This window comes from Halorussus sp. AFM4, assembly GCF_051194995.1.
Taxonomy (GTDB): domain Archaea; phylum Halobacteriota; class Halobacteria; order Halobacteriales; family Haladaptataceae; genus Halorussus.
The window spans coordinates 214,477-231,167 of the sequence record NZ_JBNTJT010000003.1 but is presented as its reverse complement, the minus strand read 5'-3'; the positions used below and the strand labels follow the sequence as shown (position 1 = coordinate 231,167).

Genomic DNA, 16,691 nt, shown 5'->3' with positions numbered 1-16,691 from the left:
CTGTATTTGCTGACACACTACACGTTCGTCAGATTCTCCGGCCCACGGATATTTCCGACTCCAGTAGCCCTTTGGGCCGCGGCGGCCTTGCACCGGCATGGACACCGCACTCGTCGTCGGCGGCACCCGGTTCATCGGCCGCCACCTCGTCTCGGAACTCCGCGATCACGGCTACGACGTCACCATCTTCAACCGCGGCAACCACGACAACCCCTTCGCGGACGCCGAGGGGGTCACCCACTACGAGGGCGACCGGACCAACGAGTCGGCGCTCGAACGCGCGGCCCGGGAGGTCGACCCGGACGCCGTCTTCGACTGCGTGGCCTACGAGCCCCGGGAGGTCCGGGCCGCGACCGAGATCTTCGCGGACGTCGACGCCTACGTCTACGTCTCCAGCGGCGACGCCTACGGCAGCGAGGAGATCCCCAAGCGCGAGGGCGAGACCGACCTCCGGCCCTGCTCGCGCGACCAGGCGACCGACGACTCGGGCGACACCTACGGCAACCGGAAGGCCGAGGGCGACCGGGCGGTGTTCGCGGCCGCCGACCGGGGCGTGAACGCCTACAGCGTCCGTCCGTGCATCGTCTACGGCCCCCACGACTACACCGAGCGCCTCGACTACTGGATCGACCGCGTGGCGAACTACGACCGCGTCGTCGTGCCGGGCGACGGGGACAACGTCTGGCACCGCGCCTACGTCGAGGACGTCGCCAGCGCCCTCCGCGTAGTCGCCGAGGAGGGGACGCCCGGCGAGGCCTACAACGTCGGCGACCGCCGGCTGGTCACCATCGACGAGATGCTGGCGCTGATCGCCGACGCGCTCGACACTGACGTCGAGGTCGTCCACGCCGGCGAGCGCGAACTCGCGGCCGCCGACCTCGCGCCCGACGACTTCGTCCTCTACCGGGACTACCCCCACGTGCTCGCCACCGACAAGCTCGCGGCGCTCGGCTGGGAGTCGACGCCGCTCGACGAGGCGATGGCCCGCACTGTCGACGAGCACCGCGACAGCGACCGCGACGGGAGCGAGTACGACCCCGGCCGCGAGGCCGAGGAGCGCGTGCTCGGCGTGCTGGACACGCTCTGAGTTCCGCGGCTCCGCGTCCGACCGCTGTTCGCTGTCGTTCCTGACAGACTGCAGTTACCTCTCCCGTGTTCGGCTATCGAAACCGCGGCTAACGCCGTTAACCCCGTTTTGAGACCGTTCGCAGGGCCGCGCTATCGGTTTCAGGAGGCTGATAACAAACACCCCCGGAACCCATTGTGAACGTATGGCACTGTATCGTCCTCGACCGCCTCGCGGCCCGTCCCGCCGACGATGATCCGCGAGGCGATCCGGACGACCGTCAGGGGCGTGGGGGTGGTCCTGCTGACGGCCGTCGAGGTCACCGCGCTGTCGGTGTGGCTCGGGCTGGTCGCGGGCGCCGACCCGATCTCGACGTCCGCGCTGGTGGGCGTGGCCGGGCTGTCGGCCGGGATGCTCGTGGAGTCGCTGCTCGCCCACGTCACCGTCAACGGGTGGAGCCGGCCGGTGCCGGCCCGGGCGGTCGCGGGCCTGGCGCTGGCCGAGACCGCGCTGTGGGTCGGCTGGTTCGGGGCGGTCCGGTGGGCCGACGGACTCGCCGGGGTGGTGGTTGCCGGCGTGGCGTTCGCGGTCGCGCTGGTCCCGCGCCACACCGCCGCGGACAACGCCGTCCGCGGTCGCCGGCCGCTGGCCTCGCTGGTGCAGCGCGCGACCGCCGGGCTGGCCGTGCTCCAGGCCGCGGGCGCGACGGTCTGGCTGCTCGTCGTCACCGGGGCGGTGTACCTGCCCCACTGGGTCGTCATCCCCACCGTCGCCGGGTTCTCGACCGGCGCGGTGGTCGGCGCCGCCGCGCTGGCGCTGGCGGCGTTCGCGCGCCACCTGCTGGCGGTCCGCCACGCGCTCCGGCCCGCGCGGCGGTCGCGGCGGGCGGGCTGGCGGTCCTCGCGCACGACACTGTGGGAGTAGTCGGGTCGCCGCGGCTCGGTCGCGCCGGCCGCGAGTCGGGCGGGCACGGCCGGGGACGGCGGGCCGACCGGAGAGGTAAACTGTTTTCCCCGCCCGCGAGAGAGTAGCGACCATGTTCGACAAAACCACGTGGATCCGGCTGCCGCGCAACGTCGTGGTGGGCCACGGGGTCCTCGACCGGACGGTCGAGGCCGTCTCCGAACTCCACCTCCACGGCCGGCCGCTGGTGGTCACCAGCCCCACGCCGCGGGAGGTCGCGGCCGACCGGGTGGCCGCAGACTTCGAGGACGCGGGCGAGGACCCCGCGGTGGTCGAGATCGACGAGGCCAGCTTCGAGTCGGTCCAGCGGGTCATCGAGGTGGCCCGGGAGGTCGACGCGGGCTACCTGGTCGGCGTCGGCGGCGGGAAGGCCATCGACATCGCGAAGATGGCCAGCGACGACATCGGCCGGGGGTTCGTCTCGGTGCCCACCGCGGCCAGCCACGACGGCATCGTCTCGGGCCGCGGGTCGGTGCCCGAGGGCGACACCCGCCACAGCGTCGCGGCGGAACCGCCGCTGGCGGTCGTGGCCGACACCGAGATCCTCGCGGACGCGCCGTGGCGGCTGACGACCGCGGGCTGCGCGGACATCATCAGCAACTACACAGCGGTCAAGGACTGGCGGCTGGCCAACCGGCTCCAGAACGTCGAGTACTCCCACTACTCGGCCGCACTCGCCGAGATGACCGCCGAGATGCTGGTCGACAACGCCGACTCCATCAAGCAGGGCTTAGAGGAGTCGGCCTGGGTCGTGGTGAAGGCGCTGCTGTCGTCGGGGGTCGCGATGTCGATCGCCACCTCCTCGCGGCCGGCTTCGGGCGCCGAGCACCTGTTCAGCCACCAGCTCGACCGGATGGTCCCGGACGCCGCGCTCCACGGCCACCAGGTCGGCGTCGGCACCATCATCGCCGAGTACCTCCACGGCGGCGACTGGCGCGGCGTCCGGGACGCGCTGGCCACCATCGGCGCGCCCACCACGGCGGAGGAGCTCGGCGTCGACGACGAGACGGTCGTCGCGGCGCTGACCGCGGCCCACGAGATCAGGGACCGCTACACCATCCTGGGCAACGGGATGAGCGAGGCGGCCGCGGTCGAGGCGGCCGAGACGACGGGCGTGATCTGAAACGCCGCTCTACTGACCCGGTCTGAACCGACGGAAAAAGGGAACGGCGTGCGTTTCCGCCCGGAGTGTCGCGAACTGTCCTCAGTCGTCCTGGCCGACCCGCAGGAACGCCAGCGCGGCGCCGAGCAGCGCGGCGTTTTTCAGGAAGTGGATCTGCTGCTGTTGCTTCTGCTCCTCGTCGTCGATGCTCCAGAAGTCGTGCATCACCGGCGTGATGCTCGCGAAGAAGGTGACGACCGCCCCGGCCGCCAGCCGCGGCAGCTTCCACGCCGCGATGCCGAGGCCGCCGAACAGCAGGCTCCCGCTGACGAACGGGACCGTCGTCTCGGGCTTCGGCGCCCCCTGACTCTCGGCGTACCCGACCATCTGGTCGAGGTTCCGGAAGTTGTCGGCCGCCATGAACGCCAGCACGCCGCCGAACAGCGCGCGGGCGAGTTTGAACGACGTGGAGTGGGTCTTCGGCGGGGCCTCCTCGCGGCGGCCCTGGTCTGCGTGTCGGTCGGTTCTCGCGTCGCTCTCGGACGACTCGCTGCCGAGTAGTGACATACCGGGAGGTTGTAGAGCGACGGCCTTGTGTCTGTTCGCCGCGCGCGGAACTGCCGGAAACTCGCACCGACCGGTCGGGACCCTCCTACTCCGCCGCCGGAATGGGGAACTCGCTCAGCTCGGGGTACAGCAGCTCGTCCGGTCGCTCGCGCCACCAGCGGACCTCGGCGATCTCGCCCTCCCGCGGGCGGGACTCGCCCGCGACGGGCTCGGCGTCGAAGACGACGATGAGCCGGTGGACCGGCGGTCGCTCGCCAGCGGCGTCCCGGACCTCGATGCGGTGGGCCTGGCGGACGCCGTCGAGTTCGACGTCGACGCCGGTCTCTTCGCGGGCCTCTCGCCGTGCGGTGGCCTCCAGCGACTCGCCGGGCTCCTGCTTGCCGCCCGGGTCGCTCCACGCCGATTCGCCGTCGTGGCGCACGAGCAGCACCCGACCCGCCTCGTCGGTGGTCCAGACGCCGGCCCCGCCGAGGGTGCCGGCCGCGAACCGCTCGCGGTCGCGCTCGTAGATCGCCGGCGGATGTTCGCGGGTCTTCTCGACCACCTCGACGGAGTCGTACTCCTCACGGAGGCGGTCGAGTTCGGAGTCGACCCGGCGGCGAGAGCGCTCGGTGACTGTCACGGTCGGGGCTTGGGAGCGGCGCGAGAAGGTGTTTTCGCCTACCCGAGGTCGGCCCGCTCGAACCGCCAGTAGCCCACCAGCAGCGGGACGACGACCCAGGCCGCGAGGATGACCAGCATGAACTCGGGTTCGAGGTAGAACGGCGTCGAGGGGTCGGCCGGCGGGAGGTCCCGGTAGCCCGCGGGGTACGCCAGCCGGAGCGACTGGAGGTAGGCGGTCGCCGGGCTCAGGCTCTGGACGAACAGCTCGGTGTTCTCCGCGAGCGAGACGCCGAGCGTGTCCTCGAAGACGAACCGGAGCGCCCCGACGACCGAGAACGCCGAGCCCTGGATCCAGAGCACGTTGAACACGAAGAAGTAGCCGATGGCGCCGGCCATCGCCCGCGACCGGGAGGCGGTCAGCGCCGAGATGCCGACCGCGACCGAGACGTACGCCAGCGCGAAGAGGAGGGTCAGGCCGGTCACGCGGGCGAACGTGCCGAAGTCGACCTCGGGGTACCAGACCACGGACAGCGCCGCGGCGACCCCGAACGCCAGCAGGATGGCGCCGCTGACCAGGCCGGCCCGCGAGACGTACTTGCCGAACACGACGTCGGCGCGGCCGTTCGGGATCGACAGCAGGAACTTGATGCTGCCGGACTCGCGCTCGCCCGCGACGGAGAGGTAGGCCGCGACCAGCGCGACCAGCGGGATGAACAGCACCGCCAGCCCCGACATGTTCCAGAGCTGGCGCAGCACCTCGGGGTTCTCGCCCGTGCTGCCGGTGTAGAAGAACAGCACGGCGAACAGGGTGTAGATGCCGCCCACGAACCACAGCAGCTTCGCCCGCCGGACGTCGGTGAAGTCCTTGCGGACGACGGCGGTGAAGCTCACGCGGTCACCTCCGGGGACTGCTCGGCGCCGGAAACACCCTCGCCGTCCCCGCCGGTGGTGTAGCGGTTGAACAGCTCCTCCAGCGACGCCTCCTCGGAACTGACGTCCAGCACCGGCGTGACCTCGTCGATTCGCTTCAGCACGTCGATCTTCGCGGCGGGGTCCGAGCAGACCGCGGTTATCTCGCGGTCGTCGGCCGTCGCGGCGTCGACGCCCGACAGCGACTCCAGTTCCCCGACGAGCCCCTCGGGCACCCGGTCGACCGTCGCGGTGACGCGGCCCCGGCCGCCGGCCGACCGCCGGAGCCCCTCGATGGTGTCCTCGGCGACGAGGCGGCCGTCGCTCATGATGCCCACCCGGTCGCAGACCGCCTCGACCTGGGGAAGGATGTGGCTCGAGAAGAAGACGGTCGTGCCGCGCTCGGCCTCCTCGCGGAGCAGGTCGCGCATCGCCTGGATGCCGTTGGGGTCGAGCCCCGAGGAGGGCTCGTCGAGGACGAGCAGGTCGGGGTCGCCGACCAGCGCCATCCCGAGCGCGAGGCGCTGGGCCATCCCCTTCGAGTAGCCGCCGGCGCCGCGCTCGCGGGCCGCGGGGTCGAGCCCCACCCGGTCGAGGATCGCGTCGGGGTCGGCGTCCGCGCCCTTGGTCTCGGCGACCCACTCGACGTGCTCGCGGCCGGTCAGCCGGTCGTAGAGGGCCGCGCCCTCCGGGAGGACGCCGACCCGCCGCCGGATGGCCCGGGTCTCGGTCTGGGCGTCGTGGCCCAGCACCTCGGCCGACCCCTCGGTGGGACGGATGAAGTCCAGGAGCACGTTGATGGTGGTGGACTTGCCCGCGCCGTTCGGGCCGAGGAAGCCGAATATCTCCCCGGCGTCGACGGTGAGGTTGAGCGAGTCGACGGCGACCACGTCGTCGCCGAACCGCTTCGTCAGGTCGTGAGTTTCGATTGCTGCCATGGATTAGCTGTCGTGTCGGTGGCTGTGTTCGGACTGCGCTCGGTTCTCGGAGGCGGTGCGTCGCGGCGGGGACGAGAGCCGGTGTCGGCCCGTCCGCGCACGGACAGACGTTGGGTCGCTGACGGGATAAATGCCGGCGCACCTCGGCTCCGCTGGCGGGCTCGCGCCCGGCGGGGAGCACGGCCTCGCCGCCCCGTTAAGATTATCCTGTGGCGGATAAAGCGACGCCTGACTGCGACGTACGACCCCGAGCTCACGGGATTCGGGCGATTCGGCCCCGGTCGGTCCTGTAATATCTCCAATCGGATAGTTCGGATTCGAACCGCCGGAAAGCTCCGATTTCGAGGCGCTACCGGCCGGTGTCGAGATGAAGGGGATGAGATATCAAGTAGTCGGCGGCCGGGGCCTCCGCGGCGCTCAGACGTGCTCGTCGAGGAAGTCCGCGACCGTGGTGTAGGCCTCGATGCGGTTCTCCAGCTTCGAGAAGCCGTGGCCCTCGTCCTCGAAGATGAGCTTCTCGACCGGGACGCCCTGCTCGGCGACCACGTCGGCGATGCGCTCGGCCTCGCCGACCGGGACCCGCGGGTCGTTCGCGCCGTGGAGCACGAGCAGCGGCGCCTCGATGCGGTCGGCGTTGGTCGTCGGGCTGATGGACTCGAGGAACTCCCGGTCCTCCTCCAGCGAGCCGTACTCGGCCTCGCGGTGCTCGCGGCGCCAGTCGCCGGTGTTCTCCAGGAAGGTGACGAAGTTGGCGATGCCGACGATGTCGACGCCCGCGGCCCAGAGGTCGGGGTACTCGGTCAGCGCCGCCAGCACCATGAACCCGCCGTACGACCCGCCCATCGCGACGATCCGGTCGGGGTCGACCTCGGACCGGTCGCGGAGCCACTCGACCGCGGCCTCGATGTCCTTGACCGAGTCCATCCGCTTCCTGACGTCGTCGAGGTGGGTGTAGGCCTTGCCGTAGCTCGACGACCCCCGGACGTTCGGCTCGAAGTAGGCGTACCCCCGGTTGCAGAAGTACTGCTTGACCGGGCTGAACGAGGGCCGGCGCTGGGACTCGGGGCCGCCGTGGATGTCGACGATGACCGGCGCGCCCCCGTCCGCGCCACCGCCGGCGTCCGCGGGCAGCGAGAAGAACGCCGGGATCTCCCGGCCGTCGAACGTCTCGTAGCGGATCAGCTCGGGCTTGACGAACGAGGACCGCGGGATGCCGGCGGTCGCGGCGTCGGTCCAGCGCTGGGTCTCGCCCGACTCGACGTCGACGACGTAGACGTTGGTGTTGTCCGTGCTCCGGGTGACGGTGAGCGCGAACCGCTCGGCCTCGTCGTCGAAGGCTGGGCCGCCGGTGACGCCCCGGGGCAGGTCCGGGGTCGGGAACTCCTCGTAGTCGGTCTCGCCGGTGAGTTCGCCGACCGTGAGCTCTGTGTAGCCGTCGACGTTCCGACCGAAGACGAACCGGCCGGTGTCCTCGTCGACGCCGACGCTCTCGACGTTCCAGTCGCCGCCGTCGTCGACCGTCTCGATCTCGTACGTCTCGACGTCGAGCCGGGCGAAGTAGGTGGTGTCGGCCCCCTCGTCGGTCGCGAGGTAGAGCGCGTCGCCGTCGGGGCTCCAGTTGATCGAGGTGAACCGGACGTCGCCCTCGTGGGGCGTGACGTGGTCGAGCTCGCCGGTCTCGACGTCGAGCACGTAGACGTCCTGGTCGAAGCTGGAGTGGGACTTCACGATCGCCAGCGACTCGTCGTCGGGGCTCCACCCCACGGGCGAGAGCAGGCCGTCGCCCTCGTACACCAGCTCGGCGTCGTCGCCCCGCTCGTCGCGGCCCTGGACGTACACGTCGAACACCGCCTCCTCCCGGCGGTTCGACGCGAACGCGAACGTCGACCCGTCGGAGTTCCACCCGCCCCAGTAGTGGATGGCCTCGGGCATGTCGGTCAGCGGGGTGACCGTCTCGCCGTCCCCGTCCAGTCGGAACAGCTGGGTCCGCTCGTCGCCGCCCCGGTCCATGCCGAACACGAGCTCGTCGCGCTCGGGCGACCACGAGGCGAAGCTGACCGCCTCCTCCTCGAAGGTGAGCTGGCGGGGCCACTCGCCGGGCGCGTCGAGCCGCCACACCTGCGGGACGCCGGTCGTGTCCATCAGGAACGAGAGCCGGTCGCCGTCGGGACCGAACGACGGCGCGCTGGCCGACCGGACGTTGAGGTAGCGCTCGAAGTCGTAGGCTGGCATGCGTCCCCGTTGCAAGCCGACGGACAAATCGCTTTGGACTCCGGCGGGCCGCGACCCACCGTCCGCCGGCGTCCCGGCCGAGCGTCGGCGCGTCGCCGGAGCCGGTCGGGGTCCTCGCGGCAGTCGAGCAGGGGTCCGCCGAAACAGCAAATTGCGCCGGGTCACCGGCCGATTACCGCGCGACGCCCGACGAACGCCGGACGGCGTGACGTCCGGCTCGGCGGCGGGTCGGGTCGGCGAGTCCGGCAGCCGGGTCGGCCGCCGGGACCGGCACCGCGGTCTGCGGTCGCGTCCGACGTCGACGTGCGGGCGAGGTCGCATCGGAGGGAATCGACGTCCGAACCGGCGGGTGCAGCCGGGCCGGGCGCGCGGAGCCGACTCGTCGCCGCGAGCCGGTCGAAACCCGGAATGGAACCCGGGTAACGGACTGTTCCGTCACCGCGAGGTCGGGCGGACGTCTCCACCGCCGAAACGGGCGCGTCGGTCGCCCTCTCCGTCGGAACGGTGCGTTTCCTTTTTTGCCGACCGGGCAAGTTTGGATTGAGCACGTGAACAGTTCGGCGAGCTGTCTGAACGTTCAAACCGGTTTATGAGTCATTCTATCCTCGGCTTTCCCCAGTTAGCATGGCTACTGAAAGCACACATGCCTCGCGAGAGGAAGTCTTCGACGCGGTGAAGAACCTCCGCCGCCGCTACGTTCTCTACTACCTACAGCGGTACGGCGGCCCGGTCGAGCTCGGCGAGCTCGCCGAGCAGATCGCCGCGTGGGAGAACGACGCGACGGTGTCGGAGGTCTCGCCCGGCCAGCGCAAGTCGGTGTACAGCGCGCTCCACCAGACCCACCTGCCGAAGCTCGAGGCGGCGGGCGTGCTCCGGTACGACCCCGATCGGAGCCTGGTGAAGTCGACCGAGGAGGCCGCGAAGCTCGACCTCCAGCTGGCCAGCGACCCCCAGACGTCGGTCCAGTGGCACCGGCTCTACCTCGGCCTCGCGGTGGTGAGCCTGCTGGTCCTGGCGTCGGTCTGGGCCGGGCTCTACCCCTTCTCGGCGCTGACCGGCGTCCAGTACGCCCTGCTGGTCATCTCGGTGTTCGGCGTGACCGCGCTGCTGCACACCCACGACCTGCGGCGGTGGCGGCGCCGGGCGAACGACGCCGCGCCGGACTTCATCCTCGAAGTGAACGACTGACCCCGACCGCCGCCGCAGTCCTCTTCGATTCCCTGTCCCGCTCGATTCGCTCACTCTCCCGCTCGATTCGCTGTTTGTCCTCCGCGTGACACTGCCCGACGCGAGACCGGAAGGGTTGGGTTTTTAGTGGGGCCCTTCGTGGCGCTTCGTATGCGCGTCGCGTTCGTCTCGGAGACCGTGGCCCAACACCGCGAGACGGGGGCAACGCGACGGCTCCGGCGCACCGCCGAGGGGCTCGCCGACCGGGGGCACGACGCGGTCGTCTGCTGCGCGCGGTGGTGGGACGGCGACCACGACACGTTCGAGCAGGACGGCGTGACCTACCGGGCGGTCACCGACGGGCCGCCCGGCGAGGGCCGGTTCGCCGTCTCGCTCCCGGCGGCGCTCCGGGCCGTCGACCCGGACGTCGTCCAGGCCACCGTCGAAGACCCGACCCACGTCATCGCAGCCAAGGCCGCCAGCCTCTTCCTCCGGGTCCCGCTCGTCGTCGACTGGTACGAGTCGCCCGGCGCTGGCGACGCCGACGACCCCCGGTGGCGGCTCGCCGCCGGCCTCCCCGAGCTGGTGCTGGCGCCCTCCGAGACCGTCCGGACCCGCGTCCGGGAACTGGGCGCCGACGGCGACGCGGTCCGGGTCGTCCCCAACGGCATCGACGTCGACGCCGTCCGGGCGGCACAGCCGCGGGAGGTCGCCGACATCGTCTACTCCCGGCGGCTCGACGCCGACGCCAACCTCGAGAGCCTGCTGCTCGCGCTGGCGGAGCTGCGGGACCGCGACTGGTCGGCGGTCGTCATCGGCGACGGCCCCGAGCGCGACGTCTACGAGCGACAGGTCCGGGACCTCCGCATCGAGGACCGGGTCTCGTTCGCCGGCGACCAGCCCCTGGAGCACCGGCTCGCGGCGTTCAAGGGCGCGCACGTCTACGCCCAGACCGCCCGCCGGGAGGCGTTCCCGACCGACCTGCTCCGGGCGCTGGCCTGCGGCTGCGCCGGCGTGGTCGAGTACCACGTCGAGTCGAGCGCCCACGAACTGGTCGAGCAGGAGGACCGGGCGTTCCGGACCACCAGCGAGCAGGAGCTGACCGACGCGCTCGTCGCGGCCAGCGAGATGGAGCCGATGGAGCGCAACGAGAACTTCGCCGAGTACGACGACGCGGCGGTGCTCGACAGGTACCTCGCGGCCTACGACGAGGCCGGCGACCGGATGAGCTGGCTCGAACCCGCGGCGGTCGCGGGCGCGGCGGTGCTGGTCGTGGCGGTCGTGGTGCTGCTGATTGTGCTGCTGTGAGTCGAGTTGTTGCGACCGTCAATGGCGGATTCGCTCCCATCCCCGGAACGTCAGCACGAGTCCGACGACCCGGGAGAGCAGCGTCACGCCGGTGTCCGTGCGCCGCTTCCAGTCGGCGTCGCTACAGAAGTTACCGCCGGAGTAGACGCAACCGGCACTCGTACCGCCGTACTCCTTGCGCGCGGTCTGCTGGACGAAGTAGTAGCCCCCGTCGAACTGCAGCAGCTGATTTGCTCGGGGTAGCCGCCGGTACGTCACGACGCGTCCCGACTCAACGACCCGCCGCTCGCGAGCCGTGAGGTCGGTCGACGCCACCTGCCGGAGCGGGTCGGAGTCGTTCACGGGGGTGAGCGCCAGGTGGGCCGCCTCACCGCGGTCGACGGTCGTCGTCCGGTAGAGCCGGTCACCGAGGTAAACCAGTCTCGGTCCCCCGTCGAAGTCGAAGCCTGCGCCGGCGTAACTGGGGACGGTTCCGTTCTGCCTGACGAAGTACGCCGCGCCACACGTCCACCGGTCGTCGCGGTCCTCGCAGACGATCTCGTCGTCCACCGCGAGCGGTTCCTTCTCCCGGCCGTCCTCCACACCCCGGAGCTCCAGCCCGGTTCCGTTCGCGTACTCGACGGAGACAGCGCTGTACTCGTAGACGGTCCCCGACCCGAGGTGGACGCCGGGGACCAGTGGATTTACGAGGAGCCCGACTCCGACGACGAGGAGCCCTAACGACGCCCATCTGGATTCCATGCGTCTCTATTCGGCGGACCACGTCTCCCGATAAGAAAGTGTATGTCCGTTTACTCCTCGAACCGCTCCGGACTGTCGGCCGCCTTCACCGCCCGGACCGCGGCGACGTTCTCCTCGACGTCGTGGACCCGGACGATGTCGGCGCCGCGCTCGGCCGCGAGCGTAGTGCCCGCCACCGTCGCCGCGGTCCGGTCCTCGCCGGCGTCGATCAGGTCGAACATCGACTTGTGCGAGTGGCCGATGAGCACCGGACACTCCAGCGCGTGGAACTCGTCGGTCCGGGCCAGCAGCTCGAAGTTCTCCGCGGCCGACTTGCCGAACCCCAGCCCGGGGTCGACGACGACCTGCTCGCGGTCGAGGCCGGCCTTCTCGGCCAGCAGCACCAGTTCCTCGAGTTCGTCGATGACGTCCTCGACCACGTCGTCGTAGCGGACGTCGCGGTCGGGGACCACGGGCGCGTCGATGCTGTGCATCACGACCAGCGGCGCGTCGTGCTCGGCCGCGACGAACCGCATCTCGGGGTCCTCCAGCCCGGAGACGTCGTTGAGGATGTCGGCGCCCGCCTCCAGCGCCGCCCGGCCGACCGCCGCCTTCCGGGTGTCGATGGAGACCAGCGCGTCGAGGTCGGCGATGCGCTCGACGACCGGGACCACGCGGTCGATCTCCTCCTCGACCGGGATCTCGTCGGCGCCGGGCCGGGTGCTCTCGCCCCCGACGTCGATGACGTCGACGCCCGCTTCGACCATCTCCTCGGCCCGGGCCACCGCGTCCTCGACGGCCTCGTACCGGCCGCCGTCGTGGAACGAGTCGGGCGTGACGTTCAGGACGCCCATCACCGCGGTGCCGTCCTCCCAGGGGTAGCCCCGGTGCTCGGGCTCGACCCGGATGTCCAGCGCCTCCCGGAGCTCGTCGGCGAACACCGACAGGCCGTAGGGTTGGTCGTCGAGCTTGGCGGCGAGCCGCTTGAACTGGGCGAGGGTGCCCATCAGCACCGCGTCGACGTTCTCCTCGTCCTGCTCGTTGACCCCCGAGAGCGCGCACTCCCCGCCCAGGCTCAGCATCTCCTCCTTGAGGTAGCGGGCCTGCCGGACCTGCACCCGGGTCTTGAGCACCCGGTGGACCGCCTTGCCCCGCATCCGCCAGACGCCGGGGTCGGTCACGTCGGCGCCCTCCAGCGCCTCGCGGGCGTCGTCGATGTTCCGGACCCGTTTGGGGATCTCGGCCCGGGTCCACCGCGTCCGGGCCTCCGCGACCGCGAACAGCGACCCCGCGACCAGCACGAGGTCGTCCTCGCCGGCAGCGTTCAGCGCGTTCTCCAAGGCGCCCTCGACCGAGTTGCGGGTCAGCACCTCGCCGGCGCCGGCCTCCTCGAACGCCCGGGCGACGACCGCCTCGTCCTCGGCCCGGTCGAGGTTGGGCCGGCAGGCGACCGCCCGGTCGGGCGTCGGCAGCGCCTCGGCCATCCCCCGGAGGTCCTTGTCGTGCATCGCGCCGAACACCAGGTGGAACTCGTCGGTCTCGTCGAACTCCGCGAGCGTCTCGGCCAGCGCCTCGCACGCGCCGGGGTTGTGCGCCCCGTCGAGCACGACGACCGGGTCCCGGCCCATCACCTCGAACCGGCCGGGCCAGTCGGCCTTCCGGAGCCCGCGGGCCAGCGTCGCCTCGTCGACGGTCGCGCCGGCCAGGTCGCCGTGCGCGACGACCTGCCGGGCCAGCGCGGCCGCCACCCCGGCGTTGCGGGCCTGGTACTCGCCGAGCAGCGGGATCGCGGTCTCGACGGTCCAGTCGGGGCCGGCCAGCGAGACCGCCGCCTCGGTGTGGTTGGTCCGGCCGTCGTACGCGACCCGGACGTCCGCCCCGTCGTCTTCCCCGACCCGCACCACGTCGCCGGCGTGGGCACGGACCGCGTCGAGTGCCTCGCCGCTCGTGGCGGTCACGAGCGGCGCGTCGGCGGGCGCGACGTGGGCCTTATCGGTGGCGATCTCCGCGATGGTCTCGCCGATGATGCCGGTGTGTTCGAGGGTGACGCTGGTGACCGCGCTGGCCACCGGGTCGACCACGCTGGTGGCGTCGTACTTCCCGCCGATGCCGACCTCCAGCACCGCAACGTCGACGTCCTCGCGGCCGAAGTGCCAGAGCGCCAGCCCGGTCATCACCTCGAAGAAGGTGGGCGCCTCGCCGTCGGCGGCCCGGTCGGTGACGTACCCCTCGACCGACTCGACGTACTCGGCGACCGCCGCCTTCGGGACCTTCCGGCCGTTGACCCGGACGCGCTCGCGGACGTCGTCGAAGTGCGGCGAGGTGTACAGCCCGACGTCGAGGCCGGCCTCCCGGAGCGCGCGCTCGGTCATCCGGGCGGTCGACCCCTTCCCGTTCGACCCGGCGACCTGCACGTACGCGACCCCCTCGTGGGGGTCGCCGAGGTGGGCGAGCAGCGCCGCGGTCGACTCCGTGCCCGGCTTCGGGCGGAACCGACGCAGGTCGAACAGGAAGTTCGCCGCCTCGTGGTAGTCCATGTCTGCGTCAACTAACGCGGCGCGCTTTAGAGTGTCGGATTCCGACCTTTTCCTGCGGTCGGCGCCTGGACGCGCCTCCCTCGCCAAAGCTCGACCGAACACGCGGGAAGATAAACCGCGTTTTCCGAACCCTCGCTCGCCTCGTTCGCTCGCGCCGCAACTGCCTGAGGGCTCCGAAAACGACTCCTGCTACTGCTCGAACTCGTAGTCGGTCCGCGACCGCTCGCGCCGGACGCGGGCGTCGTCGACGTCCTCCTCGGCCATCAGGTCCTGGAGCCGGCGCTCGTACTCCAGTTCGGTGAGCTCGCCGTCGACGTAGCGCCGTTTGAGCTCGTCGATGCGCTCCTCGGTCGTCGGCTCGAAGCGCTCGGCCAGCCCGAACCGCCGGGCCTCGTCCGAGTAGCGCTCGACCAGCCGGGCGAGTCGGGCCAACCGCTCGCTGCGGGGCATCGACGCCCGCCGGACCGCGGCCACCGCGACGCCGAGGGTCAGCACGAACGAGAGCGCCCCCAGCAGCGCGGCCGTGATCGCGTACGGGGCGACGGCGTCGAGCAGGACGACTATCAGGGGCGCCGAGGCGGGCGCGGAGAACAGCGCCGTCAGGCCGGCCACGACGCCGAACGCCGCGATCCCGACCAGCGCCAGCAGCGAGAACACGAGCGCCCCGAAGAGCAGCTTGACCCTGCCGTCGTCTGCGAGTCCCATCGCGCGATTGTTGGCGTCGAGCGCACTTCAATCTCCCTCTCGGGTAGGCGTCGCGCCCGCCTCGATCTCCCTCTCGCGGCGGGGTTCCGGCGGTGTCCCGCTCGACTCAGTCGTGCCGGAACGACCGCGACCCGGTGAACACCATCGCCATGTCGTGCTCGTCGGCGGCCGCGACGACGTCCTCGTCGTTGACCGAGCCGCCGGGCTGGATGACCGCCTCGATGCCGGCCTCGGCGGCGGCCTCGATGCCGTCGGGGAAGGGGAAGAACGCGTCGGAGGCCATCACCGCGCCGTCGGCGGTCTTGCCCTCGGCGTCCTTCTCGGCCTTCATCTTCGCGATCTCGACGGCGTCGACCCGGGAGACCTGACCGGCGCCCACGCCGACCGTCTCGGTACCCGTCGCGAACAGGATGGCGTTGGACTTGACGTGCTTGATGGTCCGCCAGGCGAACAGCAGCGACTCGATCTGGTCGTCGGTCGGCTCGCGCTCGGTGACGGCCTCCAGGTCCTCGCGGGTCGGGGCCTGCAGGTCCCGCTCCTGGATCAGGCGGCCGCCGACGAGGTCCTTCTCGGTGGTCGTCTCCGTGATGTCGGTGAAGTTCTCCTCGCTCCCGGCGTCCAGCACGCGCAGGTTGTCCTTCTCGAAGAGGACGTCGAGCGCGTCGTCGGTGTAGCCCGGCGCGACGACGACCTCCTTGAACGAGTCGATTATCTGCTCGGCGGTGGCGGCGTCGCACTCCCGGTTGAGCGCGACGATGCCGCCGAACGCGCTCTTGGGGTCGGTCGCCAGCGCCCGGTCGTAGGCGTCGGCCGGCGTCTCGGCGGTCGCACAGCCCGCGGGGTTGGTGTGCTTGATGACCGCGGCGGCGGGCCGGTCGAACTCCTTGACCAGGTTGAGCGCGGCGTCGGCGTCGTTGTAGTTGTTGTACCCCATCCCCTTCGCGCCCTCGTTGAGCTGCGGGGCGTCGACGACGTTGGCCTCCTCGCAGGTGGCGTCGCCGTACAGCGCGGCGTCCTGGTGGGGGTTCTCGCCGTACCGGAGGGCGGCCGCGCGGTCGGCGGTCTCGACCCGGCGGGCCGGGAACTGCCCGTCCGCGTCGCCCTCGACGCGGACCGCGCCCGCCTCCTCGTCGACCTCCAGCTTGCCCTCCGCGAACCACTTGACGGCGCGGGGGTAGGCCTTGAACTCGGCCTCGTAGAGCACCCGCTCCTTGAGGTCGCTCTCGTCGTCGCCCTCGTAGACCGGCACCGGCTCCTGGGTGACGATGGGTCCGGCGTCGACCTCCTCGTCGACGACGTCGCCCTCGTCGTCGGTGGCGTCGGTGACGACGTGGACCGTACAGCCGGTGGTCTTCACGCCGGCGTCGAGCACCTGCTCGTGGGCGTCCATCCCGGGGAACGCCGGCAGCAGCGACGGGTGGACGTTGAGCGTGACCGGCATCTCGTCGAGGAACGCGTCCGAGAGGATGCGCATGTACCCGTCGAGACAGACCAGGTCGACGTCGTGGTCCGCGAGCGCCTCGACCACGCGCCGCTCGTGGTCCCGGCGCGATTCGTCCGCGTCGCGCTCGACGACCGCTGTCGGAATCCCGCGCTTCTCGGCCTCCTCCAGCACCGGCGCGTCGGCGTCGTTGGTCAGGACGACCCCGAGCGTCGCTCCGCCCGGCGTCCGGTCGGCGATGTGCAGCAGGTTGCGTCCGCGGTTGCTGGCGAGTCCCGCGATGCGTGTCATGTTCGAACCCGCGCCGCCTCCGCGGAAATGTATTGCGGTTGCAGCCGACCAGGTGTACACGAACGAGCATACTTTCCGGCCGTATTTCCGCGACCGACGACTTGATATGCACGTCCGTGACGACTTCGACCGACACGCTTTT

The 16,691-nt window shown here is 71.1% G+C and carries 14 protein-coding genes; 5 read left to right on the top strand and 9 right to left on the bottom strand.

Annotated elements, in window-relative coordinates:
- Positions 1–97 precede the first annotated feature (97 nt).
- The 3 genes from ACQUQF_RS14250 (at position 98) to ACQUQF_RS14240 (ending at position 3,152) form a co-directional block, all read left to right on the top strand.
- On the top strand, positions 98–1,087 hold the full coding sequence (locus ACQUQF_RS14250; protein ID WP_435179765.1) for an NAD-dependent epimerase/dehydratase family protein: 990 nt from the start codon (positions 98–100) through the stop codon (positions 1,085–1,087).
- A 231-nt stretch (positions 1,088–1,318) separates the two neighbouring features.
- Positions 1,319–1,990, top strand: a complete 672-nt coding sequence (locus ACQUQF_RS14245; protein ID WP_435179764.1) for a hypothetical protein — start codon at positions 1,319–1,321, stop codon at positions 1,988–1,990.
- A gap of 112 nt (positions 1,991–2,102) precedes the next feature.
- A complete protein-coding gene (locus ACQUQF_RS14240) occupies positions 2,103–3,152 on the top strand; it encodes an NAD(P)-dependent glycerol-1-phosphate dehydrogenase (RefSeq protein ID WP_435179763.1) in 1,050 nt (349 codons plus the stop codon).
- An 81-nt stretch (positions 3,153–3,233) separates the two neighbouring features.
- Here the strand turns inward: ACQUQF_RS14240 and ACQUQF_RS14235 are convergent, their stop codons facing one another.
- From ACQUQF_RS14235 to ACQUQF_RS14215, 5 genes are all read right to left on the bottom strand, one after another.
- Positions 3,234–3,698, bottom strand: coding sequence for a DoxX family protein (locus tag ACQUQF_RS14235; RefSeq protein ID WP_435179762.1), 465 nt, complete (start codon positions 3,696–3,698; stop codon positions 3,234–3,236).
- Between the two features lie 85 nt (positions 3,699–3,783).
- A complete protein-coding gene (locus tag ACQUQF_RS14230; RefSeq protein WP_435179761.1) occupies positions 3,784–4,320 on the bottom strand; it encodes an NUDIX hydrolase in 537 nt (178 codons plus the stop codon).
- A 38-nt stretch (positions 4,321–4,358) separates the two neighbouring features.
- Positions 4,359–5,192 (bottom strand): ABC transporter permease subunit, encoded by an 834-nt coding sequence (locus ACQUQF_RS14225; RefSeq protein WP_435179760.1) that lies wholly within the window; start codon positions 5,190–5,192, stop codon positions 4,359–4,361.
- Positions 5,189–6,148, bottom strand: a complete 960-nt coding sequence (locus ACQUQF_RS14220) for an ABC transporter ATP-binding protein (RefSeq protein ID WP_435179759.1) — start codon at positions 6,146–6,148, stop codon at positions 5,189–5,191. The genes ACQUQF_RS14225 and ACQUQF_RS14220 overlap by 4 nt, the downstream gene beginning before the upstream one ends.
- A 417-nt stretch (positions 6,149–6,565) precedes the next feature.
- Positions 6,566–8,380, bottom strand: coding sequence for a S9 family peptidase (locus ACQUQF_RS14215; RefSeq protein ID WP_435179758.1), 1,815 nt, complete (start codon positions 8,378–8,380; stop codon positions 6,566–6,568).
- Positions 8,381–9,004: 624 nt separating this feature from the next.
- On the opposite strand from ACQUQF_RS14215, the gene ACQUQF_RS14210 reads away from it, so the two are divergent.
- Together ACQUQF_RS14210 and ACQUQF_RS14205 are read left to right on the top strand one after the other, a co-directional pair.
- The gene (locus ACQUQF_RS14210) at positions 9,005–9,568 is read left to right on the top strand and encodes a DUF7344 domain-containing protein (protein ID WP_435179757.1); all 564 of its coding nucleotides are present in this window, start codon (positions 9,005–9,007) and stop codon (positions 9,566–9,568) included.
- A gap of 150 nt (positions 9,569–9,718) precedes the next feature.
- Positions 9,719–10,855, top strand: coding sequence for a glycosyltransferase family 4 protein (locus ACQUQF_RS14205; protein ID WP_435179756.1), 1,137 nt, complete (start codon positions 9,719–9,721; stop codon positions 10,853–10,855).
- Positions 10,856–10,873: 18 nt separating this feature from the next.
- On the opposite strand, the gene ACQUQF_RS14200 is transcribed toward ACQUQF_RS14205, so the two are convergent.
- The 4 genes from ACQUQF_RS14200 to purH form a co-directional block, all read right to left on the bottom strand.
- Positions 10,874–11,596 (bottom strand): hypothetical protein, encoded by a 723-nt coding sequence (locus tag ACQUQF_RS14200; protein WP_435179755.1) that lies wholly within the window; start codon positions 11,594–11,596, stop codon positions 10,874–10,876.
- A gap of 50 nt (positions 11,597–11,646) precedes the next feature.
- On the bottom strand, positions 11,647–14,112 hold the full coding sequence (gene folP, locus ACQUQF_RS14195) for a dihydropteroate synthase (protein ID WP_435179754.1): 2,466 nt from the start codon (positions 14,110–14,112) through the stop codon (positions 11,647–11,649).
- Between the two features lie 189 nt (positions 14,113–14,301).
- Positions 14,302–14,817: an SHOCT domain-containing protein gene (locus tag ACQUQF_RS14190; RefSeq protein ID WP_435179753.1), complete on the bottom strand. Its 516-nt coding sequence runs from the start codon at positions 14,815–14,817 to the stop codon at positions 14,302–14,304.
- 106 nt (positions 14,818–14,923) lie between these two features.
- On the bottom strand, positions 14,924–16,549 hold the full coding sequence (gene purH, locus ACQUQF_RS14185; RefSeq protein ID WP_435179752.1) for a bifunctional phosphoribosylaminoimidazolecarboxamide formyltransferase/IMP cyclohydrolase: 1,626 nt from the start codon (positions 16,547–16,549) through the stop codon (positions 14,924–14,926).
- Between the last annotated feature and the right edge of the window lie 142 nt (positions 16,550–16,691).